At 65.5% G+C, this 24,185-nt stretch carries 28 protein-coding genes and 1 pseudogene; 10 read left to right on the forward strand and 19 right to left on the reverse strand.

Features of this window, described 5'->3' with window-relative positions; all coding sequences use genetic code 11:
* Positions 1–15: 15 nt before the first annotated feature.
* Complete coding sequence (locus QX073_RS13600) at positions 16–1,248, reverse strand: benzoate/H(+) symporter BenE family transporter (protein WP_316225875.1); 1,233 nt, start codon at positions 1,246–1,248, stop codon at positions 16–18.
* A 231-nt stretch (positions 1,249–1,479) separates the two neighbouring features.
* Between QX073_RS13600 and QX073_RS13605 the strand changes: the two are divergent.
* A pseudogene (locus tag QX073_RS13605) lies at positions 1,480–2,011 on the forward strand (REP-associated tyrosine transposase).
* 1,062 nt (positions 2,012–3,073) lie between these two features.
* Here QX073_RS13605 and QX073_RS13610 read toward each other — a convergent pair.
* The 5 genes from QX073_RS13610 to lgt all read right to left on the reverse strand — a co-directional run bounded on the left by QX073_RS13610 (position 3,074) and on the right by lgt (position 7,703).
* Entirely contained in the window at positions 3,074–4,027 is a 954-nt protein-coding gene (locus QX073_RS13610; protein WP_315714378.1) for a ribose-phosphate pyrophosphokinase, read from the reverse strand.
* Positions 4,028–4,192: 165 nt separating this feature from the next.
* Positions 4,193–4,756: a hypothetical protein gene (locus QX073_RS13615; RefSeq protein WP_315752719.1), complete on the reverse strand. Its 564-nt coding sequence runs from the start codon at positions 4,754–4,756 to the stop codon at positions 4,193–4,195.
* A 198-nt stretch (positions 4,757–4,954) separates the two neighbouring features.
* On the reverse strand, positions 4,955–5,701 hold the full coding sequence (pgeF, locus tag QX073_RS13620) for a peptidoglycan editing factor PgeF (RefSeq protein ID WP_410052370.1): 747 nt from the start codon (positions 5,699–5,701) through the stop codon (positions 4,955–4,957).
* Positions 5,702–5,721: 20 nt separating this feature from the next.
* The gene (locus tag QX073_RS13625) at positions 5,722–6,849 is read right to left on the reverse strand and encodes a class I SAM-dependent methyltransferase (RefSeq protein WP_315714077.1); all 1,128 of its coding nucleotides are present in this window, start codon (positions 6,847–6,849) and stop codon (positions 5,722–5,724) included.
* Entirely contained in the window at positions 6,846–7,703 is an 858-nt protein-coding gene (lgt, locus tag QX073_RS13630; RefSeq protein ID WP_316191554.1) for a prolipoprotein diacylglyceryl transferase, read from the reverse strand. The genes QX073_RS13625 and lgt overlap by 4 nt, the downstream gene beginning before the upstream one ends.
* A gap of 256 nt (positions 7,704–7,959) precedes the next feature.
* On the opposite strand from lgt, the gene QX073_RS13635 reads away from it, so the two are divergent.
* The 4 genes from QX073_RS13635 (at position 7,960) to ychF (ending at position 10,943) form a co-directional block, all read left to right on the forward strand.
* Entirely contained in the window at positions 7,960–8,250 is a 291-nt protein-coding gene (locus QX073_RS13635) for an accessory factor UbiK family protein (protein WP_315714079.1), read from the forward strand.
* Positions 8,251–8,436: 186 nt separating this feature from the next.
* A complete protein-coding gene (locus QX073_RS13640; RefSeq protein WP_315714080.1) occupies positions 8,437–9,126 on the forward strand; it encodes a 50S ribosomal protein L25/general stress protein Ctc in 690 nt (229 codons plus the stop codon).
* Between the two features lie 72 nt (positions 9,127–9,198).
* Entirely contained in the window at positions 9,199–9,804 is a 606-nt protein-coding gene (pth, locus tag QX073_RS13645; protein ID WP_316225877.1) for an aminoacyl-tRNA hydrolase, read from the forward strand.
* Positions 9,805–9,845: 41 nt separating this feature from the next.
* Positions 9,846–10,943 (forward strand): redox-regulated ATPase YchF, encoded by a 1,098-nt coding sequence (ychF, locus tag QX073_RS13650; protein WP_316169335.1) that lies wholly within the window; start codon positions 9,846–9,848, stop codon positions 10,941–10,943.
* Positions 10,944–10,958: 15 nt separating this feature from the next.
* On the opposite strand, the gene QX073_RS13655 is transcribed toward ychF, so the two are convergent.
* Entirely contained in the window at positions 10,959–11,249 is a 291-nt protein-coding gene (locus QX073_RS13655) for a DUF4282 domain-containing protein (protein ID WP_315714083.1), read from the reverse strand.
* A gap of 221 nt (positions 11,250–11,470) precedes the next feature.
* On the opposite strand from QX073_RS13655, the gene QX073_RS13660 reads away from it, so the two are divergent.
* From QX073_RS13660 to QX073_RS13670, 3 genes are all read left to right on the forward strand, one after another.
* Positions 11,471–11,932 (forward strand): MaoC family dehydratase, encoded by a 462-nt coding sequence (locus QX073_RS13660; RefSeq protein WP_315714379.1) that lies wholly within the window; start codon positions 11,471–11,473, stop codon positions 11,930–11,932.
* On the forward strand, positions 11,932–12,411 hold the full coding sequence (locus QX073_RS13665; protein WP_316225878.1) for a MaoC family dehydratase: 480 nt from the start codon (positions 11,932–11,934) through the stop codon (positions 12,409–12,411). Before QX073_RS13660 ends, QX073_RS13665 begins: the two co-directional genes overlap by 1 nt.
* 109 nt (positions 12,412–12,520) lie before the next feature.
* A complete protein-coding gene (locus QX073_RS13670) occupies positions 12,521–12,670 on the forward strand; it encodes a hypothetical protein (RefSeq protein ID WP_315714401.1) in 150 nt (49 codons plus the stop codon).
* A 56-nt stretch (positions 12,671–12,726) separates the two neighbouring features.
* On the opposite strand, the gene QX073_RS13675 is transcribed toward QX073_RS13670, so the two are convergent.
* The 6 genes from QX073_RS13675 to QX073_RS13700 form a co-directional block, all read right to left on the reverse strand.
* A complete protein-coding gene (locus tag QX073_RS13675; RefSeq protein WP_316225879.1) occupies positions 12,727–12,870 on the reverse strand; it encodes a hypothetical protein in 144 nt (47 codons plus the stop codon).
* A gap of 157 nt (positions 12,871–13,027) precedes the next feature.
* Positions 13,028–13,441 carry a hypothetical protein gene (locus tag QX073_RS13680; protein ID WP_315714086.1) on the reverse strand — a complete coding sequence of 138 codons (414 nt, stop codon included), beginning with the start codon at positions 13,439–13,441 and terminating at the stop codon, positions 13,028–13,030.
* A gap of 151 nt (positions 13,442–13,592) precedes the next feature.
* Positions 13,593–14,522, reverse strand: a complete 930-nt coding sequence (locus QX073_RS13685; protein ID WP_316225880.1) for a hypothetical protein — start codon at positions 14,520–14,522, stop codon at positions 13,593–13,595.
* 130 nt (positions 14,523–14,652) lie between these two features.
* Complete coding sequence (locus QX073_RS13690) at positions 14,653–15,093, reverse strand: nuclear transport factor 2 family protein (protein ID WP_315714088.1); 441 nt, start codon at positions 15,091–15,093, stop codon at positions 14,653–14,655.
* A gap of 179 nt (positions 15,094–15,272) precedes the next feature.
* Positions 15,273–15,539, reverse strand: a complete 267-nt coding sequence (locus QX073_RS13695) for a hypothetical protein (protein ID WP_315714089.1) — start codon at positions 15,537–15,539, stop codon at positions 15,273–15,275.
* 134 nt (positions 15,540–15,673) lie between these two features.
* Complete coding sequence (locus QX073_RS13700) at positions 15,674–16,120, reverse strand: nuclear transport factor 2 family protein (protein ID WP_315714090.1); 447 nt, start codon at positions 16,118–16,120, stop codon at positions 15,674–15,676.
* Between the two features lie 328 nt (positions 16,121–16,448).
* On the opposite strand from QX073_RS13700, the gene QX073_RS13705 reads away from it, so the two are divergent.
* A complete protein-coding gene (locus QX073_RS13705; protein WP_315714380.1) occupies positions 16,449–16,670 on the forward strand; it encodes a hypothetical protein in 222 nt (73 codons plus the stop codon).
* 153 nt (positions 16,671–16,823) lie between these two features.
* On the forward strand, positions 16,824–17,216 hold the full coding sequence (locus QX073_RS13710; RefSeq protein ID WP_315714091.1) for a hypothetical protein: 393 nt from the start codon (positions 16,824–16,826) through the stop codon (positions 17,214–17,216).
* 664 nt (positions 17,217–17,880) lie between these two features.
* Here the strand turns inward: QX073_RS13710 and QX073_RS13715 are convergent.
* From QX073_RS13715 to QX073_RS13740, 6 genes are all read right to left on the reverse strand, one after another.
* Positions 17,881–18,162: a hypothetical protein gene (locus QX073_RS13715; RefSeq protein WP_315714092.1), complete on the reverse strand. Its 282-nt coding sequence runs from the start codon at positions 18,160–18,162 to the stop codon at positions 17,881–17,883.
* Between the two features lie 9 nt (positions 18,163–18,171).
* Positions 18,172–18,960 (reverse strand): DpnI domain-containing protein, encoded by a 789-nt coding sequence (locus QX073_RS13720; protein ID WP_315714093.1) that lies wholly within the window; start codon positions 18,958–18,960, stop codon positions 18,172–18,174.
* 146 nt (positions 18,961–19,106) lie between these two features.
* Positions 19,107–22,388, reverse strand: coding sequence for an excinuclease ABC subunit UvrB (gene uvrB, locus QX073_RS13725; RefSeq protein WP_316166506.1), 3,282 nt, complete (start codon positions 22,386–22,388; stop codon positions 19,107–19,109).
* Between the two features lie 187 nt (positions 22,389–22,575).
* On the reverse strand, positions 22,576–22,758 hold the full coding sequence (locus QX073_RS13730) for a hypothetical protein (RefSeq protein WP_315714095.1): 183 nt from the start codon (positions 22,756–22,758) through the stop codon (positions 22,576–22,578).
* 201 nt (positions 22,759–22,959) lie between these two features.
* On the reverse strand, positions 22,960–23,172 hold the full coding sequence (locus QX073_RS13735) for a hypothetical protein (protein WP_315803493.1): 213 nt from the start codon (positions 23,170–23,172) through the stop codon (positions 22,960–22,962).
* A 65-nt stretch (positions 23,173–23,237) separates the two neighbouring features.
* Positions 23,238–24,161, reverse strand: a complete 924-nt coding sequence (locus QX073_RS13740) for a LysR substrate-binding domain-containing protein (protein ID WP_315714096.1) — start codon at positions 24,159–24,161, stop codon at positions 23,238–23,240.
* Between the last annotated feature and the right edge of the window lie 24 nt (positions 24,162–24,185).

Raw genomic sequence — 24,185 nt, forward strand, 5'->3', positions numbered from 1 at the left:
CGATGCGGCAATCCGTTATGCGCCCGATGCGGCTGTGAAATCCGTCCGCTCCAGCAGCCACGACAGTGCAAAGCCGGCGACGAGCCCCCAGAACGCGGCGCCGATGTTGAGCAGGGGCACGTCGGCGACGGTGACGAGGAAGGCGATCAGGGCGCCGAGCGAGAAGTTCGTTCTGAACGCGGTCACGAACGCCGTTTGCAGCACGCGCAGCATGGCGAGGCCCGCCAGCGCGGTGATCAATGATTTCGGCGCGATCAGCAGCAGCGTGGTGAAGGTCGGCGCCAGCAGGCCGAAGCCGAGCGCCAGCACGCCCACGACCATCGCCGCGGTATAGTGGCGCTTGCGCTCGCCGCCGGAGACGACGATCGCGTTGGTCGGTCCGGTCAGGCAGGTCGACACGCCGCCCACGACAGCCGCGAGCGCCGAGCCGATGCCGCAGGCCACGGTCACCACATTGACCGGGGGCGTGTGGCCGGCGGCGGTCAGCACCGCAAAGCCCTGGCCGTTCTGCACCACCAGCACGGTGACCGCGAGCGGCACGATCAGCTCGATCATGGCCGCGAGCGACCAGGATGGCGTGGGGATCACCGGATGGATCAGCGCGATCTGCACCGACGCATTCTGATCATACTTGCCGAACAGGAGAGCCGCGAGCGTGCCGATGACGAGCGCGCCGATGATCGGCGGGCAGCGCCGGCCGAGCGCAGGGAGCGCGGTCAGCAGCAGCCAGAGCACGACCATCGGCCCGGCGATGGCAAAGTCGGCGAACACGGCGCGGACGAGATCGAGGCCGAAGCGCAGGAATACGCCGGCGACCATGCCCATCACGATCGGCATCGGCACCAGTTGCATCGCGCGCTTGACCCAGCCGGTGAGCCCGAGCACCAGCATCAACAGCGCCGTGCCGTAGAACGCGCCGACCACCTGCGGGAAGCTGAGATGCGTCAGCGACTGGCCGACCAGGACGGTGCCCGGAATGGTCCAGAACAGCACCAGTGGCTCGCGATAGCGCCACGACAGCAGCAGTGTGATCAGGCCGTTGATGAAGAACACGCCGAAGATCCACGACGCGATCTCCGCCTGCGACAGCCCGCCATTGGCGCCGACCGACAGGATGATGGCGACCGGTCCGGTGATCGCGAACAGCCAGCCGATGAAGCCGTGCGAGGCGTAGAGCGGACCGAAGTCGTCGGCGATCCGGGCGGCGCTGGGCGGCGGGCCCGCGGGGCGTTCGATGGCGCTGAACATGAGGGCGGGGCTCGGGGCTGGGGTTCTTGTTTCCTCGCATCTCCAGGGGATGTTGGCCGAACAGGACGGCCTGTGCAAGGCACGGGGCTGATCGGCGGATTACGCTTCGCTAATCCGCCCTACAGGTTCGAGCGTAGGGCGGATTAGGCGAAGCCGTAATCCGCCGCAAATCTTGAATTCATGCATCCGCTGCGAGTAGGCTTACGTTGGTTTCGACTCGAAGCTCGATCCATGCCCAACTATCGACGCGCATTCGTTCCAGGCGGTTGTTGGTTTTTCACGCTGAATCTGCTCGATCGGCGTCAGAGCTTGCTGATCGATCACATCGACGTCCTGCGCTCCGCGGTCGCCGCCACGAAGCGGCGTTTTCCTTTCGAGATCGATGCCTTCGTGGTGATGCCCGATCATCTTCATGCCGTCTGGACCTTGCCGCCCGATGACGCCGACTTCTCGATGCGCTGGCGGCTGATCAAGAACCGCTTCGCGCGGGCGCTTCCAAGGACAGAAAATCTCAGCCCCACTCGTGTGGTGCGGCAGGAGCGCGGCGTCTGGCAGCGCCGATTCTGGGAGCATCTTATCCGCGACGAAGAAGATTATGCCACGTCACGTGGAGTATTGTTACATCAATCCGGTGAAGCATAGCTTCGTCAGCCGCGTCGCGGACTGGCCGCATTCTTCGTTTCATCGCGATGTGCGCGGAGGAATGTTTCCTGCGGACTGGGCGGGTGATGTCGAGGTCAGCGGAACGTTCGGAGAGCGTTGACGGAGTCAAGTTTGTCTCGAAATCCCGTGCTGTGTGGTGGCGGATTACGCTTCGCTAATCCGCCCTACGCTCGACCCGTAGGGCGGATTAGGCGCAGCCGTAATCCGCCGTATGTATCCGCGCTAAAGGGGCAATCTTCTGCCCGTCGACCAAATCACCTCATTGCTGCAAATCCTGTCATCCCTTCGGATAAAAATAAATCGCTTGATGATTTCGCAAAATCAGCATTATGGTCCCGCTCGTTCCGTTGCGTCGGAGGGGACGTATCGCGGTCGTCATGGACGTCGGCAGCGGAATGCGATGGGCGGGTCGGGTCGCAGCGTGATTCAGTTCGCGTCGACGAACGATGCGGCCCGCACGGTCAAGTCGCGCGGTCCTGGCACCCCGAAGCTGGTGTCCCGCGTAACGCGCGCAAGCGCGTTGCGCGCACGGTGGCCAACAAGCCGGCGCACCGGGGAGAACGCGAAGCAGCCGTCAAAACCATCGCGCAGGGAGGGCCGGGTGTGTTCGGCCAGACCTGTGGTACCTGCCGCCTGCATTTTTTTCCGCAGGCGGGCCACGGGCGCGGCCAGCGCCCGGCCTTCCCTGCGCCCTTCATCTCGTGAGGGCGGCACGATGAGCAAAGCTCGGACGCAAAATGCGTCGCGAGATCGCGGAGCTGCATCTCCAGATGTCGGCAGACAATGTTGCCATGAAAGACACCGTGGGCGTCGTTGCGAGCGCAGCGACTTGTCCGCCGAAGCTCGGAGAGCGTAGGCGGAAGCAATCCAGGATCTCTCCGTTGAGGCACCCTGGATTGCTTCGTCGCTGCGCTCCTCGCAATGACGGCGTACGGGGCAAGCTGCCCACCCTCCCCTGGAGGGGGAGGGTCGCATCACGACGAGCGAAGCGAGACGTGAGGCGGGGTGGGGTGATCTCTCCACTTGTACCAGAGCCTGCGGAGAGATCACCCCACTCCGCTCGCCCGCTTCGCGTGCGATCGACCCTCCCCCTCCAGGGGAGGGTGGGCCAAATCGAGTTCTAGCGCGAGAAGGATGAGGCGACGTTCGCAGACAACCGAGGTCAGTCGAACAGGCTCGACACCGATTCTTCCGCCGCCGTCCGCCCGATCGCCTCGGCGATCAGCGGCGCGATCGCCAGCGTGCGGATGTTGGGGGCGTTGCGGACCGCTTCGGTCGGCATGATGGAGTCGGTGATGACGAGCTCCTTCAGCCGCGACGAGGTGATGCGGGACGCGGCACCGCCGGAGAGCACGCCATGCGTGATGTAGGCGTAGACGTCCTTGGCGCCGTATTTGAGCAGCGCATCCGCCGCGTTCACCAGGGTGCCGCCGGAATCGACGATGTCGTCGATCAGGATGCAGGTGTGGCCGGAGACGTCGCCGATCACGTTCATGACCTCGGACTCGCCGGGACGTTCGCGGCGCTTGTCGACGATGGCGAGCGGCGTGTTGATGCGCTTGGCCAGGCCTCGGGCGCGCGCCACGCCGCCGACGTCCGGCGAGACGACCATGAGGTTGGAGAGATCGAAGCGATCCTTGATGTCGCGCACCATCAGCGGCGAGGCAAAAAGGTTATCGGTCGGGATGTCGAAGAAGCCCTGGATCTGGCCGGCGTGCAGATCGAGCGTCATGACGCGGTCGACGCCCGCATGGGTGATCAGGTTCGCGACGAGCTTGGCCGAGATCGGCGTGCGCGAGTTCGATTTGCGATCCTGCCGCGCATAGCCGAAATAGGGCACCACGGCGGTGATGCGGCGCGCGGAGGCGCGGCGCAGCGCATCGGTGATGATCAGGAGCTCCATCAGCAGGTCGTTCGCCGGATAGGACGTCGATTGAATGATGAAGACGTCGGAGCCGCGGACGTTCTCCTGGATCTCGACGAAGATCTCCATGTCGGCGAAGCGCCGGACCACCGCTTTCGTCAGCGGCAGCCCAAGTTCAGCGGCGATGCCGGCGGCGAGAGCCGGATTGGAGTTGCCGGCGACGAGTTTGATGGAGCCGTTCTTGGCCGACATCGTGAATTCTCCTCGCGTCTCGCTGGAGACCTTGTTCAGCATATCGGGCTATCCATGGAACCGGCAGTTTTGCACGGGCGAGGTGATATCAAGGACACCGCGCGCATGGCAACCCGCCGCAGGTGTTTTTCCCGGTCAAAAACGGCGCAAAATGCGCCTCTTTGCCTAATGGTCGGTGTAGCCGAGGGCCGCGACGCTGGTGCCGCCGGACGCCGGCGACGCGGGCTCGGCCACGGCGACCGCGGGGCCGCGGGTGGCCGGTGCCGCCGGTGGCGCGCCGTCGGCGGGCGCGGTGCCGTTCAGCATGTTCGAAAGTCCGCTGAAGCCCGCCTGCGCGATTTTCCGAAGCACCATGTCGTCGACATTGTTCCACGGATCGCGGCCGCCGCGTCCGACCGGCTCTTCGCCCGACAGCCGCAGCGCGCGCTGCTGATTGCGATCATAGACGTCGAACACCCAGGCGATCACGCTCTTGCCGCTGACGACCTGGGCGGAGAGATAGGTGCGGACACGATACGCTGCAGGGGCCTCGCGCGACACGATGGCGAGGCTGCGCAGTTTGGACTCGCTGTCGAGCACGCTGACCATGCGGTCGAAGATCTGCGGCGGCGGGCCGTCGATCTGCTCGAAGGCGATCGTGGCGCTATCCGATGCAGGCGCCATCGCATAGGCGTTGGACGGGCCACCGCTGCTGGTCGCGCAGCCGCCGAGCGTTGCAGCGGACGTCATCAGCAAAACGGCAACGCAGGCGTGCTGCGCAGCGCGGCTGATCCGTCGAAGTGGTGTCGGCGCTCCCCTCATCGTCGGGAGCGATATCGTTAAAATCGATTAACGTCTAGGTCGCGGCTGCCACAGATTGGGACAGAGTGCACTCAGTTGTACAGAAAGGGTTAAGCAATCCACATGCGGCCACAATGGCGCCCCGCTTCAGCCTTCGAGCATGATGGCATGGACGTGCCGGCCATAGTCCGGCTCCCTGCGATGCACAGAGCGGCGGTAACTGAAGAAGCGCTCATCGGCATAGGTGTCGAGGCCGAGGTCGTCGATCAGCAGCACGCCGGCGTTTTCCAGCCGCATCCGGATGAAGCCGGCGAGGTCGAACATTGCGTGGCCGTCGCGCGTCGAGGGCAGGAAGAAGCGCGCGTGCTCGGCGTCGTCGTCGAGGAAGCGCGTGACGAACTCGGCGCCGACTTCATAGCTCGGCTGGCGGATCAGGGGTCCGACGGCGGCGATGACCTGCCCGCGCTCGGCGCCAAGCTGCTCCATCGCCTGCAGCGTGGCTTCGAGCACGCCGGTGAGCGCGCCTTTCCAGCCGGCATGGGCGGCGCCGATGACGCGCCTCTCGGGGTCGGCGAACAGGATCGGCCCGCAATCGGCCGTGGTGACACCGATCGCGAGATTCGGCGTTGCGGTCACCAGCGCATCGGCCTTCGGCCTGACGGGGCCGTCCCAGGGCCCGGTCGCAACCACGACGTCGGGCGAATGAATCTGGTGCAGGCTGAGGAACTGGTCGGGCGCGACGCCGAGATGGGCGGCCATGCGGCGGCGGTTTTCCCGGACGTTCTCCGGCACGTCATTCGATCCGAGCCCGCCATTGAGGCCGGCATAGATGCCGTCGGAAACGCCGCCCTCGCGGGTGAAGAAGGCGTGGCGCAGGCCAGGGATCGCGGACATCACATCCGATGATACCAGCATCATGCGCCTCCCGTGTTCTCGTTGGTGTGTTCGTCGCTGATGCCCGCCAGCACCGGAATGGCCGGATCGGAGATGCCGAGCACCTTGAACAGCGACCCCATTCCGCCGCGGCCGCCGCCGGTCAGGCGCTTCAGCCCGCTCGCGATGTCCTGCGAGACTTCCGGCGACGCCTTCTGCATCAGGGTCAGCGCGCGGGTTTCGATGCCGAGCCGCTGCAGGAACTCGCCCTGCGTGACCGGGCCGTGAACGCGCGCGCCGACGGCTTCCGCGGCCCGCGCCAGCGCGTCGAAATCGACATGGGCGGTGATGTCGGCAAGCCCTGGTGTCTTGAGGGGATCAGCGAAGCTATGACGGGCGATGGCCTGGAAGGTGTCGCCGACGTCGCTGCGCACATGGCCGTAATCGATGATGACGGCGGCGCCGCGCTGGTCGCGGATGCGCCTGGCGATGGCCATCATCTCCATGTTCGGCCGCCATTCGAAGATCGCGCCGGCCGGCGCGGCGCGCACCAGCGGCGGCAGCAGCAGCTCGAAGCCGGGCGTCGGATCGGCGGCCGCGCCGTAGACGAAGTTCTCCTCCTCGTCGAGCTCGACGACGCGCTCGTGCCAGCCGGTCTCGCGCCTGATCATCTGGTGGATCGGCAGCACGTCGAAATACTCGTTGGCGAAGATGACGCTGGGGCCCTCCGGCACCTCGTCGAAGCTCTCATGCCAGTTGACGTTGCGCAGGCCGGTCAGCGTCGCCTTCTGCTTTTCGCGCAGGACAGGATTGACCTCGACCAGGTGGACCGAGATCGTCTGGTACAGCGGCGGCAGCACGCGCAGCGCCCGCAGCGCATCCGACATCATGGTGCCGCGGCCGGGTCCCAGCTCGATCAGCCGGAATTGCTGCGGCGATCCCGTCGCCTTCCAGATCGAGGCCGCCCACAGTCCGAGCAACTCGCCGAACATCTGGCTCACTTCGGGGGCGGTGGTGAAGTCGCCCTCGCGTCCGAGCGGATCGCGCGAGATGTAGTAGCCGTGCTCCGGATGCATCAGGCACAGCTCCATGTAACGCCAGACCGGCATCGGTCCGGATGCCTTGATCAGCCGCTTGATCTCGGTGTGGAGCGGAGAGGTTTCGATCACGGATTGGCCTGCAGCGGGGGAGTGGCTTGATGTGTCCCGGGCTTGCGCAGCGCCCGCGCCACCAGGATGGCGCCGATGATCAGCATCGGCACCGACAGCACCATGCCCATGGTCAGGCCACCCCAGAGAAAGCCCAATTGCTTGTCGGGCTCGCGGAACAGCTCGCTGGTGATGCGCGCCACGCCATAGAGGGTGATGAAGCTGCCGAGGATCAGGCCGGGCCGTTTCAGCGCGCCGAACCGGATCATGATCGCCAGCACGATGAACAGCACGATGCCTTCGAGGCCGGCCTCGTAGAGCTGGCTCGGATGGCGCGGGAGGTGGGTCGGATCGCGCGGGAAGATCATCGCCCAGGGCACGCTTGTATCGGCGGCACGGCCCCACAGCTCACCATTGATGAAATTGGCGATGCGGCCGAGCAGCAGGCCGATGGGCGCGACCGCGGTGGTGACGTCGCCGAGCGAGAGGATCGGCAGGCCGTTGCGGCGGGCGAACCAGATCACGGCGAGCACGCAGCCCATGAAGCCGCCATGGAACGACATGCCGCCGTTCCACAGCTCGAAGATCTCGATCGGATGATCGATGAAGAACGGCAGGTTGTAGAACAGCACGTAGCCGGTGCGGCCGCCGAGGATGATGCCGATCGTGACCCACAGGATGAAGTCGTCGAGCTGGACCAGCGACACCGGCGCCGGGCCGCCCCACAGCCGCTCCTTCTTGAGCAGCGAGCGAGCGTAGAGCCAGCCGATCACGATGCCGCAGATATAGGCCAGCGCGTACCAGCGGATCGCGAACGGGCCGATCGCGATCGCAACCGGATCGAACACGGGGAAATCGATGAGGAGAGGCGTCATTCACTGGCTTTCGTGGACACGGCGTCCCGCTTCCGGAAGCCCCCGGGCGATGCGGGCTTCGAACGAGCCCCGCCACATGAACGGGCGCGGCGCGATGTGATCTCAGGGCTGCTCATACCAGCGCCGCGGGCCGGCGCAACAAGTACGATGACAAGGAAACCAAGGCATGACAAGACGGCCCATCTTGCGGGCGGCGACAGGGATCGCCATTCTGTCTTCCATTATCTTGCTCGTCGCGGGACGCGGAGTTTCTCACATGACCCAGACCAACAACCGGTTTTTCGACGAACTCGGCCGCCTGATGAACGATGCCGCAGGTGCCGCCCAGGGCATGAAGCGGGAGGTCGATTCCGTCATCCGCAACCAGGCGGAAAAGATCCTGAACGACCTGGACATCGTGAAGCGCGAGGAGTTCGAGGCGGTCAAGGACATGGCCCGGCTCGCCCGCGAGGAGAACGAGGCGCTGAAGGCGCGGATCGCGGCGCTGGAAGCCAAGCTGGGTGGTGCGGCCGGCACGCCGCCGGGCGCCGGCAGCGCGGATGGCTGACGCCGCGGCCGGGGTCGCCCTGGGACGGGAGGGGCAGGCGGCCCCTTCATTTCCTTGTCATTTCCCGGGTTTGCCGCTAGAACGCCGCCACGTCCGCGGCCCCCGCACCCCTGGAGGCTTGCCGAAGGACGTCCAGCAACGGGCCGCATTGCGGCCTTTAACTTTTTAAAACAAGGACTTAACACGATGGCGACCGTCAGAGAACTGAAGGCGACCGCCCGTCCGTCAGTCGGCAAGGGGGCCGCACGGGCAGAGCGTCGCGCCGGGAGAGTGCCCGGAGTGATTTATGGAGACAACCAGCCCCCGCTGCCGATCTCGGTGGAAGACCGCGAGCTGCGCCAGCGCATCCTTGCGGGCCGGTTTCTGACCACGATCTTCGACGTCACCCTCGACGGCAAGAAGCACCGGGTGATCCCGCGCGACTTCCACCTCGATCCGGTCAAGGACTTCCCGATCCACGTCGACTTCATGCGGCTCGGCCAGGGCGCGACCATTCGCGTCAGCGTGCCGCTGCATGTGGTGGGTTCGGAAGGCGCGCCGGGCGTCAAGCGCGGCGGCACCGTCAACATCGTGACCCACACGCTCGAGCTCGAGTGCCTCGCGGAGAACATTCCGCAGTACATCGAGGCCGACGTCAGCGCGCTCGAGATCAACCACTCGCTGCACATCTCCGATGTCAAGCTGCCGACCGGTGTGAAGACGCTGTCGCGCGACGACGCGACGCTCGTCACCATCGTGCCGCCGTCGGGCTATGGCGAGGAGCAGAAGGCGGCTGCTGGCGCCGCAGCGGCGCCCGCTGCTGCTGCTCCGGCTGCAGCTGCGAAGGCTCCCGCGGCCGCTGCCAAGGCGCCGGCTGGCGGCGACAAGAAGAAGTAAGCCGTTCCGCTTATGAGAAGCACGGGCGGGTCCCGTGCTTCTCGAAGCGACGGCGGGGGCGGATGCCGCGTCATGCTGCTGTTTGTCGGCCTCGGCAATCCTGGCGCGAAATATGCGCGCAACCGGCACAATATCGGCTTCATGGCCGTTGACGAGATCGCGCGGCGTCACCGCTTTTCGCCGTGGCGACGCAGGTTTCAGGGCGAGACCTCGGAAGGCACGCTCGACTCCGAGCGCGTCATCCTGCTCAAGCCCACGACCTATATGAACGAATCCGGCCGCGCCGTGCAGGAAGCGGCCAGCTTCTTCAAGCTCGGCGTCGGCGACGTCACGGTGTTTCAGGATGAGTTGGAATTGTCGCCGGGCAAGCTGCGCGTGAAGGTCGGCGGCGGCATTGCCGGCCATAACGGGTTGCGCTCGATCTCGGCGCATCTCGGCAACGACTATCGCCGCGTCCGGCTCGGCATCGGTCATCCCGGCGTCAAGGAATTGGTGCACGGCCATGTGCTGTCGGACTTCGCCAAGTCCGACATGCCCTGGGTCGAGGCGCTGTGCGAGGCGGTGGCCGACAATGCGGGTTTGTTGACGGGCCGGCGCGACGCCACCTTCGCCAACAAGGTGCATCTGGCGCTGCAGGCCAAAGGTTTTCTGGACAAGGGCGATGCCGGCGCCGCGTAGGGCGCCCCGGGCCCTCGCCTCAAGAGGATGCGAGACGGATCATGGGATTCAAATGCGGGATCGTCGGCTTGCCCAACGTCGGCAAGTCGACGCTGTTCAACGCGCTGACGGAGACGGCGGCGGCGCAGGCGGCGAACTATCCGTTCTGCACGATCGAGCCGAATGTCGGCGAGGTCGCCGTTCCCGATCCGCGGCTGGAAAAGCTCGCGGCGATCGCCAAGTCGGGCCAGATCATTCCGACGCGGCTGACCTTCGTCGACATCGCCGGCCTGGTGCGCGGCGCCTCCAAGGGTGAAGGCCTCGGCAACCAGTTTCTCGCCAACATCCGCGAGGTCGACGCGATCGCGCATGTCGTGCGCTGCTTCGAGGATTCCGACATCACCCATGTCGAGGGCAAGATCGCCCCGCTCGCCGACATCGAGACCATCGAAACCGAGCTGATGCTGTCCGATCTCGACAGCCTCGAGAAGCGGGTCGACAACCTCGCCAAGAAGGCCAAGGGCGGCGACAAGGACGCCAAGGAGCAGTACGAACTGGTCACCCGTGCTCTGGTGCTGCTGCGCGACGGCAAGCCCGCGCGGCTGCTGGAGCGCAAGCCGGAGGAGGAGCGCGCCTTCGGCATGCTCGGACTGCTCACCTCCAAGCCCGTGCTCTACGTCTGCAATGTCGAGGAAGGCTCGGCCAAGGACGGCAACAGCTTCTCAAAGGCGGTGTTTGCGCGCGCCAAGGAGGAGGGCGCGGTCGCCGTCGTGATCTCGGCCAAGATCGAGTCCGAGATTGCGACGCTGTCGCGCGAGGAGCGAGTGGATTTCCTGGAGACGCTCGGGCTCGAAGAGGCAGGTCTCGATCGGCTCATCCGCGCCGGCTATCAGCTGCTCGACCTGATCACCTACTTTACGGTCGGTCCGAAGGAAGCGCGCGCCTGGACCATTCACCGCGGCACCAAGGCGCCGGCGGCGGCCGGCGTCATTCACACCGATTTCGAGAAGGGCTTCATCCGCGCCGAAACCATCGCCTATGCCGACTATGTCGCGCTCGGCGGCGAGGCGGGCGCCCGCGAGGGTGGCAAGCTGCGCCTCGAAGGCAAGGAGTATGTCGTCGCCGACGGCGACGTCATGCACTTCCGCTTCAACAACTAAGGCCGTGCGGGGCGGCTACATCCGCCCCTGCTCGCGGATCGCGCCGAGATGCTCGTTGATGCGGAAGACGATCAGCACGAACTCGGCGATGATGCGCGAGAACACCATGCCGACGATGATGCCGGCGAGCGACGACAACAGCATCAGGAAACCGCCGAACGGGCTGATCGCCATTTCGGAGAGGCCCGTGAAAATGCCGCGAATTCCCGACAGGATGATCAGCGCAATCACGAGCCAATAGAACGTCTTGATGATGGTGGGCGTGATGAAGCGGTCCCACTGGAACAAATCGCGAAATTCCAACATCCTGATCCCCCGGCCACGTCCGAATCGGTCGTCAAATCCGTCTTTAAGTCGTGCTCGAATTGCGCGCCAGACGGCATCGGCGGCAGCCGAATTCGTTCCGGTGTATGGCGCCTTCTGGCACTCTCTTGCGACTGGACCGGGCGTCAGCCATGCGAGCGGCCCGGTTGTGATTGCTGCAAAGTGCGGCCACAATCGGGCTTCTTTCAGCCATTCCCAGCCTCATGACCCTCACCTTCGAAGATTTTCCGCAAGGCCCGTTCGGCAGCTTCGGCCCGCGACACGTCACCCGCGACGAGATCATCGCCTTCGCGTCTGAGTTTGATCCGCAGCCGATGCATCTGGACGAACTGGCTGCCTCGCAGTCGATGCTCAAGGGCCTGTCCGGCTCGGGCTGGCACCTCTGCTCGCTGATGATGCGCATGATGTTCGACGGCTTCATCGGCCGCACCGCTTCGCTCGGCTCACCGGGCGTCAACGAGGTCCGGTGGCTGTCGCCGCTGCGTCCTGACGATGAGCTGATGCTCGATGTGGAGGTTCTGGAAGCGCGGGTGTCGCGGAGCCGTCCGTCGACCGGGATCGTCACCTTCAAATGCAGCGTGCGCAACAAGGCGGGCATGAGACTTTGCGAGATGGTTTCTCCCATCATCGTCGAGCGCCGTGAGAGCCGCGGGCAGGTGGGCTGATGCGCTTTTTCGAGGATCTTCAGGTCGGCCAGCGCCGCGAGCTCGGCTCCCACACGTTCACTGCCGAAGAGATTAAGCGCTTTGCCATTCAATTCGATCCGCAGCGCTTTCATCTCGACGAGGAAGAGGGCCGCCGATCGCTGTTCGGCGGGCTCGCGGCATCGGGATGGCACATCGGCTCGGTCTGCATGAAGCTGATCGTCGCGGATAATCAGCGACTGCTGGAGATCGCGCGCACGCGTGGCGAGCCGATCGCTCTCGGAGGTCCTTCTCCCGGCTTCCGTGATCTGCGCTGGCACAAGCCGGTGCTTGCAGGAGATACGATCAGCTTCTCGAGCGAGATTGATTCGCTTCGCGAGTCGGCCTCGCGCCCGGAGTGGGGCATCCTGCAGGCGCGCAATACCGGCATCAATCAGCGCGACGAGCTGGTGTTCTCTGTGCTTGCGTCGGCCTTCGTCCCTCGACGGAACAACGGTTGAGGCGAAAAGGTCACGCTTCGTAGGATTGTCGGCGCGGAACGAACTTCGCGCTAACGCATTCTGAACTCCGACTCTATAAGACAGCCAATCAGGGATCAGGATGTGGGGGATGAGTATGGCAGATCGCGGTGGTCTGAAACTCCTCGGCTTTATCTTTGCCAGCGTGACGCTCGCGGTGATGCTCGCGACGGGAATGGTCGTGAAGGGCTACGCCGACGGATCGTATTCGCTCGAGACGTCAGCGACGATCAACGAGTGACAGTTTAACTACTCGTTAACCAGAACGGACCACGCGGTCCTGTTCGTAGAGGCGATCTAGCGGCTCCAGATGAGCACCATGATCGCCATCGCCATCGCCACCACCAGCAAACCGACGAAACGGACCATGATGGTCCCGATCCGCTGAGGCTTGGGCCGCAGAGGAATCGGATCGGTGTTGTGCGGCCGGATCGTTTCCATGAGAGCGACATCCCCCTGACGCAACCTGCCCGCCACGAGAGCGGCGGAAGTTGGTCGCGGGAGGGCCGGAGCGCGTTCAAGGACGCGGCGCTGCAAAGACGAAAACCGCCGCGCGATGCCTCGCACGGCGGCCCTCTTCAAGATCCGGAAAGAATGTTCAGCTGCTGCGCAGGCCGTCGGCGGCGCGCTTCCACTGCGTGACGTTCTCGGCGATCGCCCGGGTCGACTTCATCGCCGCCTGGCTGAGCTGTGCATAGCTCGCGATCTCGCGCTGCACCCGCTGGCCCTCGGCATGCAGCAGTTCGCGCAGGCTCTCGAGCTCTCCGATCAGGTTCTCGATCTCCGACAGCGAGGTGCCGGCGACGCGCTGGATCAGCGTGGTGACGCTGTTCACTGCTGCATCGGCATCGATCGAGGCCTCGGCCGTGGCGGCCGCATTGGGGCGGCGCAGATAGGCGATATCGTTACGGACGAAATCACGAATGCCGGCCTCGACTTCGGAGACCGCGGCCAGATCCGTATCCAGCTCGGCTTCAGTTCCATCGATCTTGTCCGGACGAATGACATTCATCGGCTAATTCCTCATTTCGCGTTCAAGCGAGCGCGGTGTCCCCGCACGACGAACTTCTCAAAGCCTATCAGTGCGGCCAAATTGGGCCGCACCGCGGCGAAGCTGCGGCGAACGTTCGATCATTCGTGGCGGGCTGCCGCAATGGTGAACGTCACCAGCTCCGCTTGAAGCCGGCCGAGATGCTCTTGCTGGTGCCGCCCTGCGCGGTCTCGCTGACTGAGCCGGAGATGCTGAGACCATCCGACAGCTTCTGCTCCGCGCCGATCTTGCGCAGCCATTTGTCGTCGCTCGACGACAGGGTCTGGCCGGCGGTGACGCTGGTGCCGGTGTCGCCGATCGAGAGCCTGGCGGATTGCTCGGTGTCGAAGCTGCGGCTGGTGGTCTTCGGCGCCGCGCCGGGAATCGGCACCATGCCCTGCTGGGTGACGTTGTAGCCGTTCTGCAGGGTCAGATTGTAGTGATCGATCGGCACCGCCTTGGTGATGGTGGTGCCGAGCCGGCTGTGATCGGATCCGGGATCGACGCGGGCCTCGATGGCGGTCTTGTCCCAGATCGAGCCGGCCCCCGGCGCGGTGACGGCCGCCCAGGCCGAGCCGCCGGATTCCGGAGCATTGCCGCCGTTCTCGGCCTTCTCCGCCAGCAATTCCGACATCGTGGTCGGCTGCCGCGCGACCGTCATGTCGGCGCCGACGCGGGCGTCCCAGAACGGCGATACCGACTGCTTGACCGACACGCCCGAGGCGAGGCTGCCCTTGTTCTGGTTCGACCAGTCGAGCGCGGCGGCCTTCTCTGCGGCGGCCTTGCGCTTCGCCGCCGCGGCGGCTTCGGGACGGTCGAGGAAGGTGGTGTCGTCGATCGCGAGCTGGCTCCAGTCGAGCTTCTCGACGTCGATGTCCTTCATTGGGTCGGCCGCTGCCTGGTCCTCGGACTTGTCCTCGTCCTCCGGCTCCGGCGCGATCTGCTGCCAGGGTGTGATCTGCAGCGGCTGCGGCGCCTGCATCAGCGTCTGGGCCGGCGCGGCGGACGCAAGAAGGCCGAAGCCGGCCGTGAAAACCGCCAGCGCGCAACCATACGATGTCATGAGAGCAACCCCCGCCGCCCGAACCTGTGTGCCGGAATATGGTGGAATCTTGGCGCAAAATTATGGCTGCGCCAGTCACGATCTGTTGGGTTGCCGGTGAGTGTGACCACAATCCAACACGCCGGCGGGCTCAGGCGAAGCTGCCGATGCGCGGCAGGTCGATGGGGCGGCCGAGCGTCTGCTCGACCAGATCGAACGTATCGATCAGGATCCGCAGCCGCGCGAGCTTGCCGGCGCGGAATTGCATGAATTGCGCGAGCCGCGCCGTGATCGGCTTGTCGGAATCCTGCGCCGTCATCGCGCAGCGGACCATGGTCGCCGCGCTGGTCTCGTCCAGCATCAAGGTCTCGCGCTCCAGCCGGCGGATGCTCACATTGTCCGCGATCTGCCTGACGGCGTCGAGCACGGCGGCGCGGCCGTGCCGCGCGCCGAGGAAGGGAAACATGTCGATCGGGCCGTAGATGGCCCAGTCGATGTCGTCATCGAGAAGCTCGGCGAAATCGTCGAAACGGCGGTCGTTGATCGCGCCATGCAATGCGCGCGACAGACGCCAGAGGCTGTGCTCCGTCATCGGCTCGGGATCCTGAACTGGCTTGCAAGGAGGCGCGCCGGCCTCAAGGCGACGTCGCAACGGACGTCGCGCCGGGGCGCCGAATCTATCTCTCTTAAGCCTCACATAAATCAACCACCTGCGCGCGCAACGGCTGTTTTTGCATTGCACAAATGCGCGCGACCGCCGGTCGCCGCGCCCTAACGCCCTTCATGCTGCATGCGCTGCTGCGCGATCGCGACCTCGTGGTCGCGGAAGGCGGCCATGCCGAACAGGGTGGCGCCGGCGAGGCCGCCGATCAGGGCGCCGAGCGGCATGAAGGTGAAGAACACCAGCATGCCCGCATAGCCTTCGAATTCGCTGGTGTTGAACAGCTCGATCCAGGCCAGTCCAAGCCCTACTCCGATCGTCGCGCCGCCGACGACGCCCATCACCAGTCCGGCCATCGCCAGGAATGCTATTCTCATGTCACCGATGCCCCGTATACCACCGCTCATGGGGTGCGGAGCCCGGGCCACAGGTTCAAGGCGACGAGGCCGCCGGTGGTGACGTTTGCGTGATCGGCTGGTCCAGGCCCTGGTCCGCCACGGCCGTGCCGGCCTCAGGGCCGGGCGGCGCCCGCGATCAGCAGCCGGCTGAGATCGCATTCCAGCACCTGCTGCACCAGGTCGTAGGTGTCCATGATCTCGCGGATGCGGGCGATGCGGCCGTCGCGCAGCGTGTAGAAGGCGGCGAGGTCGTATTGCACGATGCGGTCGTTGTCGCGCTTGCGCAGGAAGATGCGCAGATCCACGGCGACCTGGTCGCCTTCGCAGATCATGGTCTTGATCTCGTGCCGGACCTCGGCATAGCGGCTGCGCGCCGTCTCCCACATCTGCCGCACCTCGGCCTTGCCCCGGCGGCCGCCGAGATGGGGGAAGATGTCGATCGGCGCCGAGGCGAAGTGCTCGAGGTCGTCGGTGCAATGCGCCAGCACGTTGTCGAAATCGCCGGCGGCATGGGCCTCGAGCAGCTTGCGCACGCGCTGCTTGTTGATGTGCTCGATCATCCTGTCTCCACTGACGGGAATGTCCGCGTCGGCGATCTCGTTCTGGAGATGCCGGCGGACGGCCGTCAACCACCTGTGTGACCGTCGGCCGGCTCAATGCGCCGGTACGGTGAACGGAAGCTTGGCGAGTGATCGCGTCACGATCATGTCTCAGCCCACTCTCGGCTCATCTCTCAGCTCATTTCTCAGCTCTTGGGTCATCACCGCGCGCGATAAGGTTCGCGCAATGCGTCATGCCGGTTGCGAGGCGGGAACCGCCCCGCCGCGTCGCCGTTACCTCGCACCATTCTTGCGGAGCTCGATCATGACGATGTCGATCACGAAGACCATGCTGGCCGCCTCCGTCGCAGCGCTGGCGCTGCTGTCGACGCAGGCCGCCGAGGCCAAGGGGTGCATCAAGGGCGCCATCGTCGGCGGCGTGGCCGGCCACTATGCCGGTCATCACGGCGTGCTCGGCGCCGCCGCCGGCTGCCTCTATGGCCGTCACCGCGCCAAGGAGCAGGAGCGTCAGCAGCAGCAGGGCCAGGTGAACGGGCAGGGCCGGACCTAATCGATGCCGCGCGTCGACCGTCCTCGGCGTGCCCTCATCCCAGCCGGCGGCGATGGCCTCGCGTGACGGGGCTCACGGTCCTCCTCCGGCGTGCCGGTTAGACGGGAGCGGTCTGGTCCTCGCCGAGGACCGCCGCAACCGGATGTCCGGGCCATGCTCACCGTCGCCTCTCCCAGCACCTCCGCGCCGAAGGCGCCGCTGCTCAACCTCTTCGAAGGCATGGCGCTGACCGCGCTGTTCCAGGCCATTCCAACCTATGCCGGCGCCGCGCTGATCCTCAAGCTGGCGCACAGCACGGCGCTGCGGCCCGGCATCATCGGCTTCGTCGCGAGCGCGACCATCATCCACGTGCTGATGACTTCCGCTGCGGGGCCGCGCTTTCAGCGCGTGCTCAAGCAGGCCTACGCGGCTGATTTCTACGACGCGACGCTGGGCCTCGCCGACAAGGTGCTGCGCTGGCGCACGCAGCCCGAGGCATCGCTGCAGCTCCTGGGCTCGACCGTGATGCTGGCGCTGCTGTCGGTCGCGGTGCTGGCGATGGGATGAGCCGGCATCGCCTCCTCACGATGGATGGGCGCGGCGCTGTCGCTCGTCGCAGCTTGCCTAGGACGACGGCGGAGGGGAGAACTCATTTACGATTCAAACAGCCGAAGAGAGTCCGGGACATGACGGCGCGGTCTCGCGGCATGGGATGCCCGAGTGATGCGATCCGCGTGGCCCTCGTGAGTGCAGAGGGCGCAGGGAATGCCGGGTGAAGGCCTCACCCATGGCCCGCCTGCGAAAAAAATGCAGGCGGCAGGTACCACAGGCAAAGCCGATTCAACCGGCATTCCCTGCGCGACGGTCTTCACGCTTATACGCAGTCTCCCTGGTGCGCCGGGCTTGTTGGCCACCATCCCCAGCGCCATGCGCTCGCATTGCGCCGGGTTGATACCAGCGTCGGGGTATCAGGACGCTGCGACTTCACGTCCGCAAGCGATCGTTCGTCGGCACCCTCGTCGAAGAGAATGCTGCGATCTCTCGCGGCCATCGCATCCCCGCCTCGCGTGTCGTGACGATCGCGCGCTACGCCCCTCTGCGGTGAGGCGGGATGCGAGGAGATAATCATGATTTCTGATAATTCGCAAGAAGTTTATTTTTTCCGGAATATGCGCGCTTCATCTCTCGCGTTGTCTGGCGGGCCGTCTGATGGATTTCGTGAAGGGCACCCCTAATTTGGGTCCGACGCCGCGAGAAATTCTTCCGCTTTGGCTCGGCTCGAGAACCGCCCGAGCTCTTCATAGGACGGCTCGTCCTCGGCGTCATCAGCCGATCGCAGGACGACAAAGCAATCCTCATTTCTCAAAATCAGCTCTGTCAGGTCCTCGCTCCGGGACGGAGACATGTCGCGGGCGCCGCAATGAGGACACTCGTCGTCGCACATGCACGACCATTCATCGGTCCAGGCCTGCGCGCAACGTTCACAGCGATAGAAGTTCAAGAACCAGGCCATTGCCGGACCTCATGTCTTCAAACGATAGCGGCCGCGCGCTACGAACTCCAGGAATCCCTGATCGCGCAGGACCTGGAGCTGCTGGCGGATTTTTGGCCGGACGTTCTGGTTGCCGGGATAGAGCAGGCTGAGATGGCGGTCGAAAGCGTAGACATCATCGAGCGTGAATTCCGGCTTGCCGAGCGACTCGACGCATTTCAGCACCTCGATCAGCCATCCGCGCGCATCCAGGGATTCCTTGCGGAGGAAGAGCGTCCGGCTCCATTCCTGCAGCACTAGCTCCTTGGCGCGGACGACGCCATTCTGCACGATGTGAATCTTGCCCGACTCGGGAACGCGATCGAGAAGAATGTTCGAGCCGACCCACCCCGCGCGCCGCGCGGTCGCCGCGAGCGGCTTGCGCTGCTCGATGATATCGCGGACGAAGAAATGCTTCGGCACGACGAAGAGGTTGATGACCGACCGGGTGTCACGGTCATAGTTCATCAGCAGGAGATTGGGATTGTTGCTGGCGGCCAGCCGCTCGCACTTCGTCCCATAGGCGCCGTCGGCGACCTTGGCGCCGAATGCCTTCTTCTGGCTCTTCAGCTCGAATTCTTCGCTGCAGGCTTTACAGAGAAAATCCGCCAGCGGGCTGTTGTTTGGAAACTGCGTCATGTTCGACTGGCCGCAGTTCGGACAATAGGCTTGCGCGCCAACCCACGCCTCGGTCCACGCCCGCGCCTTCTGCGTGCCGCTGGTGTAGGCGGTCTGGGATTCTTCGAAGCCGAGTTTCATGTGAGCAGAGTAGCTCAACATCATATGTATTCCAGTCGAGATCGCGGGACCGGAGGTCATTGCGAGCGAAGCGGCGAAGCGAAGCAATCCAGATCAGGCCAAGTGCATGGACTGGATTGCTTCGTCGTTGTCGCTCCTCGCAATGAGGCGGCGAGAAGGTTTACACCTCACCGCTTCTTCCACCCGCCGCGCTTTCCCGGCGCGCCACCGGTCGAGCGCGGAGCCGGGCCGAATTCGGGGCCGGACTCGCGGGAGTTGGTGGGCTGGATGATCTTGCTGCTGCTGCCGAATGGCTTTGGCGGCAGCTTGGCGTTGGGGCGGTAGGGCAGGGATTCCGGGCCGTGCATCTCGTCGAGATGCGGCTTGTGGACTTTGGAGCCGGTGCTTGGGCCGCCGCTGATGATGTCGTCGAGGGACGGCGCGAGCGGGTCGCGGGGCTTCACCCCACCCCGGCCGCCTTTGGCGGCCGACCCTCCCCCTCCAGGGGAGGGTGAAGAGGAGCCGCCAGCGCGTGCCGCAGCGCCACGGCCCTTCATCGCCGTGGTCGGGAGATTGGCGGCGTCGCCGTATTTCTTGGCGCCGGCGTAGCTGCCCGCCTTGCTCTGCACGGTGCGCTGCTTGGCGGTGGGGTCGTCGACGACGGCGAGCTCGGTGGCGCGGAGGCGCTTGACCTCGTCGCGGAGGCGGGCGGCTTCCTCGAAGTTCAAATCGGCGGCGGCTTCGCGCATCCGGGTTTCGAGATCGGCCAGCACCGCCTCGAAATTGTGGCCGATCGAGATGACGTCGTCGGTGGTGGTGCCGCCGCCGGTCTCGATCAGCACGTGGTCGCGCTCGTAGACCGAGTTGAGGATGTCGCCGATCGACTTCTTGACGCTCTCCGGCGTGATGCCATGGGCCGTGTTGTACTCCACCTGCTTCTCGCGGCGGCGGTTGGTCTCGGCGATGGCGCGCTCCATCGAGCCGGTCATCTGATCGGCGTAGAGGATCACCTTGCCGTCGACGTTGCGCGCGGCGCGGCCGATGGTCTGGATCAGCGACGTCTCGCTGCGCAGAAAACCTTCCTTGTCGGCGTCGAGGATCGCGACCAGCGCGCATTCGGGAATGTCGAGGCCCTCGCGCAGCAGGTTGATGCCGACCAGCGCGTCGAACGCGCCGAGGCGCAAGTCACGGATGATCTCGATGCGCTCGATGGTGTCGATGTCCGAATGCATGTAGCGGACGCGGATGCCCTGCTCGTGCAGATATTCGGTGAGGTCCTCGGCCATGCGCTTGGTCAGCACCGTGATCAGCGAGCGGTAGCCGGCCTGCGCGGTGGCGCGGACCTCGCCGAGCAGATCGTCGACCTGGGTGCGCGCGGGGCGGATGTCGACGGGGGGATCAATCAGTCCGGTCGGGCGGATGACCTGCTCGACGAACACGCCGCCGGCCTCGTTCAGCTCCCAGCCGCCGGGGGTCGCCGACACCGCCACGGTCTGCGGCCGCATCATGTCCCATTCCTCGAAGCGCAGCGGGCGGTTGTCCATGCAGGACGGCAGGCGGAAGCCGTATTCGGCCAGGGTCGCCTTGCGGCGGAAGTCGCCGCGGAACATGCCGCCGATCTGCGGGACCGTGACGTGGCTCTCGTCGGCGAACACCAGCGCATTGTCGGGGACGTATTCGAACAAGGTCGGCGGCGGCTCGCCGGGCAGCCGGCCGGTGAGATAGCGTGAGTAGTTCTCGATGCCGGCGCAACTGCCGGTCGCCTCCATCATCTCCAGATCGAAGGTGGTGCGCTGCTCCAGCCGCTGCGCCTCGAGCAGGCGGCCCTGCGCATGCAGCTGGTCGAGCCGCATCTTCAACTCGGATTTGATCGACTTCATCGCCTGCACCAAAGTCGGGCGCGGCGTTACATAGTGCGAATTGGCGTAGACCTTGATGAACTCCAGTTCGTCCTGCTTGTGGCCGGTGAGCGGATCGAACTCCTCGATGTTCTCCACGGTGTCGCCGAACAGGTTCACGCGCCAGGCGCGGTCCTCATAGTGCGCCGGGAAGATGTCGATGACGTCGCCCCGCACGCGAAAGGTGCCGCGGGTGAAATCGTGCTGGGTGCGCTTGTATTGCAAAGCGACGAGGTCGGCGATGAGCTGGCGCTGGTCGATGCGCTCGCCCTTCTTCAGCGCGAAGGTCATCGCGGTGTAGGTCTCGACCGAGCCGATACCGTAGATGCACGACACCGAGGCGACGATGATGACGTCGTCGCGCTCGAGCAGGGCGCGCGTCGCGGCGTGGCGCATCCGGTCGATCTGCTCGTTGATCGAGGAATCCTTCTCGATGTAGGTGTCGGTGCGCGGGACGTAGGCCTCGGGCTGGTAGTAGTCGTAGTACGAGACGAAATACTCGACCGCGTTGTCGGGGAAGAAGCTCTTGAACTCGCCATAGAGCTGCGCGGCGAGCGTCTTGTTCGGCGCCAGGATGATGGCCGGGCGCTGCGTCGCCTCGATCACCTTCGCCATGGTGTAGGTCTTGCCGGAGCCGGTGACGCCGAGCAGCACCTGGGTGCGGTCGTTGCGCGCGATGCCCTCGACCAGCTCCTTGATCGCCTGCGGCTGGTCGCCCTTCGGCTCATAGGCCGACTTGATCTCGAAGCGGACGCCGCCTTCCGACTTCTCGGGGCGCGGCGGCCGGTGCGGCGTCCACACTTTGACCGAGCCGTCGTCCTTGCGGAACTCGGGACGGCCCTCGCGGATCAGCGACTCCAGCGCTTCCGCCGTGGCCTTGACGCCGAGCGCCTCCATCTTGTTGCGCGGCGGCCGGGCGAGCGCCTCCTCGTCGTCCTCGGCGGTGGGCAGGCCGAGCTGCCGCGCCAGTTCCGGATCGAGCGTCGGGATGGTGGCGGCGGTGCCGTAATTGGCTTGCGGCGCTTCGGCGAGTCCGGAGGCTGAGGCGGCGTCATCCGCCCCGAGGGGGTGATGCTGCGGAGGGAGGCCCCCACCCTGGCCCTCCCCCGCACGCGGGGGAGGGGACGCTAGCGGCGCAGTCTCGGCATCATCGCTGGCGCCGGCACGCGGCGCCTGCCGCCTGGAGCCCTCCCCCGCGTGCGGGGGAGGGTTGGGTGGGGGCGGGCCATGCGACGGATCGTTGTTTGACGATGAACGTCCACCCACCGGCTGCGGATTCGGCCGCAGCGGCATGGACCGCGCCGAGGCATCGCCCGTCGCAACCTCAGCGCTCTTGCCGCGCGTCGACGCCCGCGCGCGGTGCGCGGCGGCCTCGCCGCCGCTGCGGCGGTCCCAGGAATTGTCCGGCGGCGGCTTCAGTCCCGTTGAGGAACCGATGCCGCTCTCGCCGCGGTTGATGGCGGGATTGAGCAGCTCGGCGAGCGCGGGCGCGATCGGCTGCACGTCGGGCCGGTGCGCTTTCGATTTCGGGGTTCGGCCTGGCTTCTTGGGAGTGTCGGGGGTCTTCGCCATGGCCCGAATATGGGACGGATGGCGCCGAGTTGAAAGAGTGATCGGGCGCCGCGCACCAGCCTTGCTGACAGCATGGTGGCAGCAGCAGGCATCGAGACGCACTGCTCCCGAAAGGCCACACGAGATCAGCGGGCGACTCGCGAGCCATGGCGCGCACGATGGCGTTGCCGCGACGCCACGCTGCCGTTCAATGCCGCGTCGGCTGCTCGACGATGTCGAGATGCACGCCGTGGCAGGCGACGCATTGCAGGGCCCAGTACTCGGAACCGCCGCGGCCGTTGATGACGCTCAGGACGCTCAGCTCCGCATCGCAGTCCGGGCATCGCGTACGCACCGAAAAAGCGAGGTGTTTGACGGCAGGCTCAGCCATGAATTGCAGTCCGCATTACGAATACACTCGGCATTTCGAATTGGCGTTTGATGTTGGCTTGGAACCGTCTGGCCGCGCGGGGGGACTCTCGGGGACTTCACTCTCGGAGATTGTTCCACGTCGCGCTATCCGTCTTTTCCCGGGGGTCGGTCGATATCCTCCGTCGCGTGCTTCAAAGTGCTGCGATTCGGTCTGCAGGTGTCAGCCCCACCGCTTGCGAAAGCGGTCGATATGACTTTTCGCGTCGGCAATCGCCATGTCCGCATCGGACCAGGCGAAGCCGACTTCGAGCGAGGGGAACGAAACGCCATTGATCACCACCGGGGTCATGTCCGCGCGGCGGATCCGCGCGTGCCACAAGCCGCGTCCTGCTTCGAACGGCTCGATGGCGAAGTCCTCGTACAAATACGTCATTGCCCAGTCCTGATATCCCGAACGGCAACGACAGCATGAATTGGTCCGAGCATTTGTGAACAGGTTCACACGTCAGCGTCTTTTTTGATGGCGTCCCGGCGCTGAGAATTCCGGGTCGCGGGCTGTGACGCCGCGCGCATGATCCAGCGTCGGAACGCGGCGAAATCACGTTGGCCGGCCTGGAAATGGCGGTAGACAAGATACCAGCGCTCGCCTTTTGGGACGGTCAATGCAAACGGTGCAACCAGGCGTCCCGCCGCGAGGTCGTCGTCGATATAGGGACGGATGCCCATGGCGACGCCGAGCCCGTCGATCGCGGCCTGCAGCGCATGTCCATAGTACTGGAACTCGGTGCCGCGCGCGCTGACGCGCGTGACGCCCGCGGCCTTCAGCCACAGCGCCCAGTCCTCGGCGGCATGCGACACCCGCAGCAGGCTCGAGCCCTTGAGATCGGCAGGCTTCTTCAAGGTCGCGGCGAGCCGCGGCGTGCACACCGGCACGAGATCCGCGGCGAACAGCGGCTCGGCGACGAGGCCCGGCCAGGCGCCGTGGCCGAGCTTGATGCCGCAGCTCCAATCGTCGCCGAACGGCACCGCCGCCCCGCCGGTGGTGATGCGGACCTCGATGTCCGGCTGCTCGGTGCTGAAATCGGCCAGACGCGGGATCAGCCATTTCATCGCGAACGTCGGCCCGACGCCGAGCGTCAGCACCCGCATCGATGACGGCGCCATGATCTGCGCGGTCAGGCTCGACAGCGCGTCGAAGATCGGCGTCAGCCCGCTCTGATAGGCGCGGCCGGCGGCGGTGAGCGCCAGGCGGTTGGCCTTGCGCTCGAACAGCACGACGCCCAGCCGCTGCTCGAGCAGGTTGACCATGCGGCTGATCGCGGCCGCGGAGACGTTGAGCTCGCTGCCTGCCGCGGCGAAGCTGCCGGTGCGCGCCGCCGCCTCGAACGCCTTGATGCCGTTGAGGAACAGCAGCCGTCTCATCGCGCCCTCAGGAAAACTGATGGA

This window comes from Bradyrhizobium sp. SZCCHNS3052 (genome assembly GCF_032484495.1).
Taxonomy (GTDB): Bacteria; Pseudomonadota; Alphaproteobacteria; order Rhizobiales; family Xanthobacteraceae; genus Bradyrhizobium.

Coding starts and splice junctions, on each gene's coding strand:
- QX073_RS13600 (WP_316225875.1), bottom strand. CDS start 1,248: ATGTTCAGCGCCATCGAACGCCCCGCGGGCCCGCCGCCCAGCGCCGCC.
- QX073_RS13610 (WP_315714378.1), bottom strand. CDS start 4,027: ATGTCGGCCAAGAACGGCTCCATCAAACTCGTCGCCGGCAACTCCAAT.
- QX073_RS13615 (WP_315752719.1), bottom strand. CDS start 4,756: ATGACGTCCGCTGCAACGCTCGGCGGCTGCGCGACCAGCAGCGGTGGC.
- pgeF (WP_410052370.1), bottom strand. CDS start 5,701: ATGTCCGCGATCCCTGGCCTGCGCCACGCCTTCTTCACCCGCGAGGGC.
- lgt (WP_316191554.1), bottom strand. CDS start 7,703: ATGACGCCTCTCCTCATCGATTTCCCCGTGTTCGATCCGGTTGCGATC.
- QX073_RS13635 (WP_315714079.1), top strand. CDS start 7,960: ATGACCCAGACCAACAACCGGTTTTTCGACGAACTCGGCCGCCTGATG.
- QX073_RS13640 (WP_315714080.1), top strand. CDS start 8,437: ATGGCGACCGTCAGAGAACTGAAGGCGACCGCCCGTCCGTCAGTCGGC.
- pth (WP_316225877.1), top strand. CDS start 9,199: ATGCTGCTGTTTGTCGGCCTCGGCAATCCTGGCGCGAAATATGCGCGC.
- ychF (WP_316169335.1), top strand. CDS start 9,846: ATGGGATTCAAATGCGGGATCGTCGGCTTGCCCAACGTCGGCAAGTCG.
- QX073_RS13655 (WP_315714083.1), bottom strand. CDS start 11,249: ATGTTGGAATTTCGCGATTTGTTCCAGTGGGACCGCTTCATCACGCCC.
- QX073_RS13660 (WP_315714379.1), top strand. CDS start 11,471: ATGACCCTCACCTTCGAAGATTTTCCGCAAGGCCCGTTCGGCAGCTTC.
- QX073_RS13665 (WP_316225878.1), top strand. CDS start 11,932: ATGCGCTTTTTCGAGGATCTTCAGGTCGGCCAGCGCCGCGAGCTCGGC.
- QX073_RS13670 (WP_315714401.1), top strand. CDS start 12,521: ATGAGTATGGCAGATCGCGGTGGTCTGAAACTCCTCGGCTTTATCTTT.
- QX073_RS13675 (WP_316225879.1), bottom strand. CDS start 12,870: ATGGAAACGATCCGGCCGCACAACACCGATCCGATTCCTCTGCGGCCC.
- QX073_RS13680 (WP_315714086.1), bottom strand. CDS start 13,441: ATGAATGTCATTCGTCCGGACAAGATCGATGGAACTGAAGCCGAGCTG.
- QX073_RS13685 (WP_316225880.1), bottom strand. CDS start 14,522: ATGACATCGTATGGTTGCGCGCTGGCGGTTTTCACGGCCGGCTTCGGC.
- QX073_RS13690 (WP_315714088.1), bottom strand. CDS start 15,093: ATGACGGAGCACAGCCTCTGGCGTCTGTCGCGCGCATTGCATGGCGCG.
- QX073_RS13695 (WP_315714089.1), bottom strand. CDS start 15,539: ATGAGAATAGCATTCCTGGCGATGGCCGGACTGGTGATGGGCGTCGTC.
- QX073_RS13700 (WP_315714090.1), bottom strand. CDS start 16,120: ATGATCGAGCACATCAACAAGCAGCGCGTGCGCAAGCTGCTCGAGGCC.
- QX073_RS13705 (WP_315714380.1), top strand. CDS start 16,449: ATGCTGGCCGCCTCCGTCGCAGCGCTGGCGCTGCTGTCGACGCAGGCC.
- QX073_RS13710 (WP_315714091.1), top strand. CDS start 16,824: ATGCTCACCGTCGCCTCTCCCAGCACCTCCGCGCCGAAGGCGCCGCTG.
- QX073_RS13715 (WP_315714092.1), bottom strand. CDS start 18,162: ATGGCCTGGTTCTTGAACTTCTATCGCTGTGAACGTTGCGCGCAGGCC.
- QX073_RS13720 (WP_315714093.1), bottom strand. CDS start 18,960: ATGTTGAGCTACTCTGCTCACATGAAACTCGGCTTCGAAGAATCCCAG.
- uvrB (WP_316166506.1), bottom strand. CDS start 22,388: ATGGCGAAGACCCCCGACACTCCCAAGAAGCCAGGCCGAACCCCGAAA.
- QX073_RS13730 (WP_315714095.1), bottom strand. CDS start 22,758: ATGGCTGAGCCTGCCGTCAAACACCTCGCTTTTTCGGTGCGTACGCGA.
- QX073_RS13735 (WP_315803493.1), bottom strand. CDS start 23,172: ATGACGTATTTGTACGAGGACTTCGCCATCGAGCCGTTCGAAGCAGGA.
- QX073_RS13740 (WP_315714096.1), bottom strand. CDS start 24,161: ATGAGACGGCTGCTGTTCCTCAACGGCATCAAGGCGTTCGAGGCGGCG.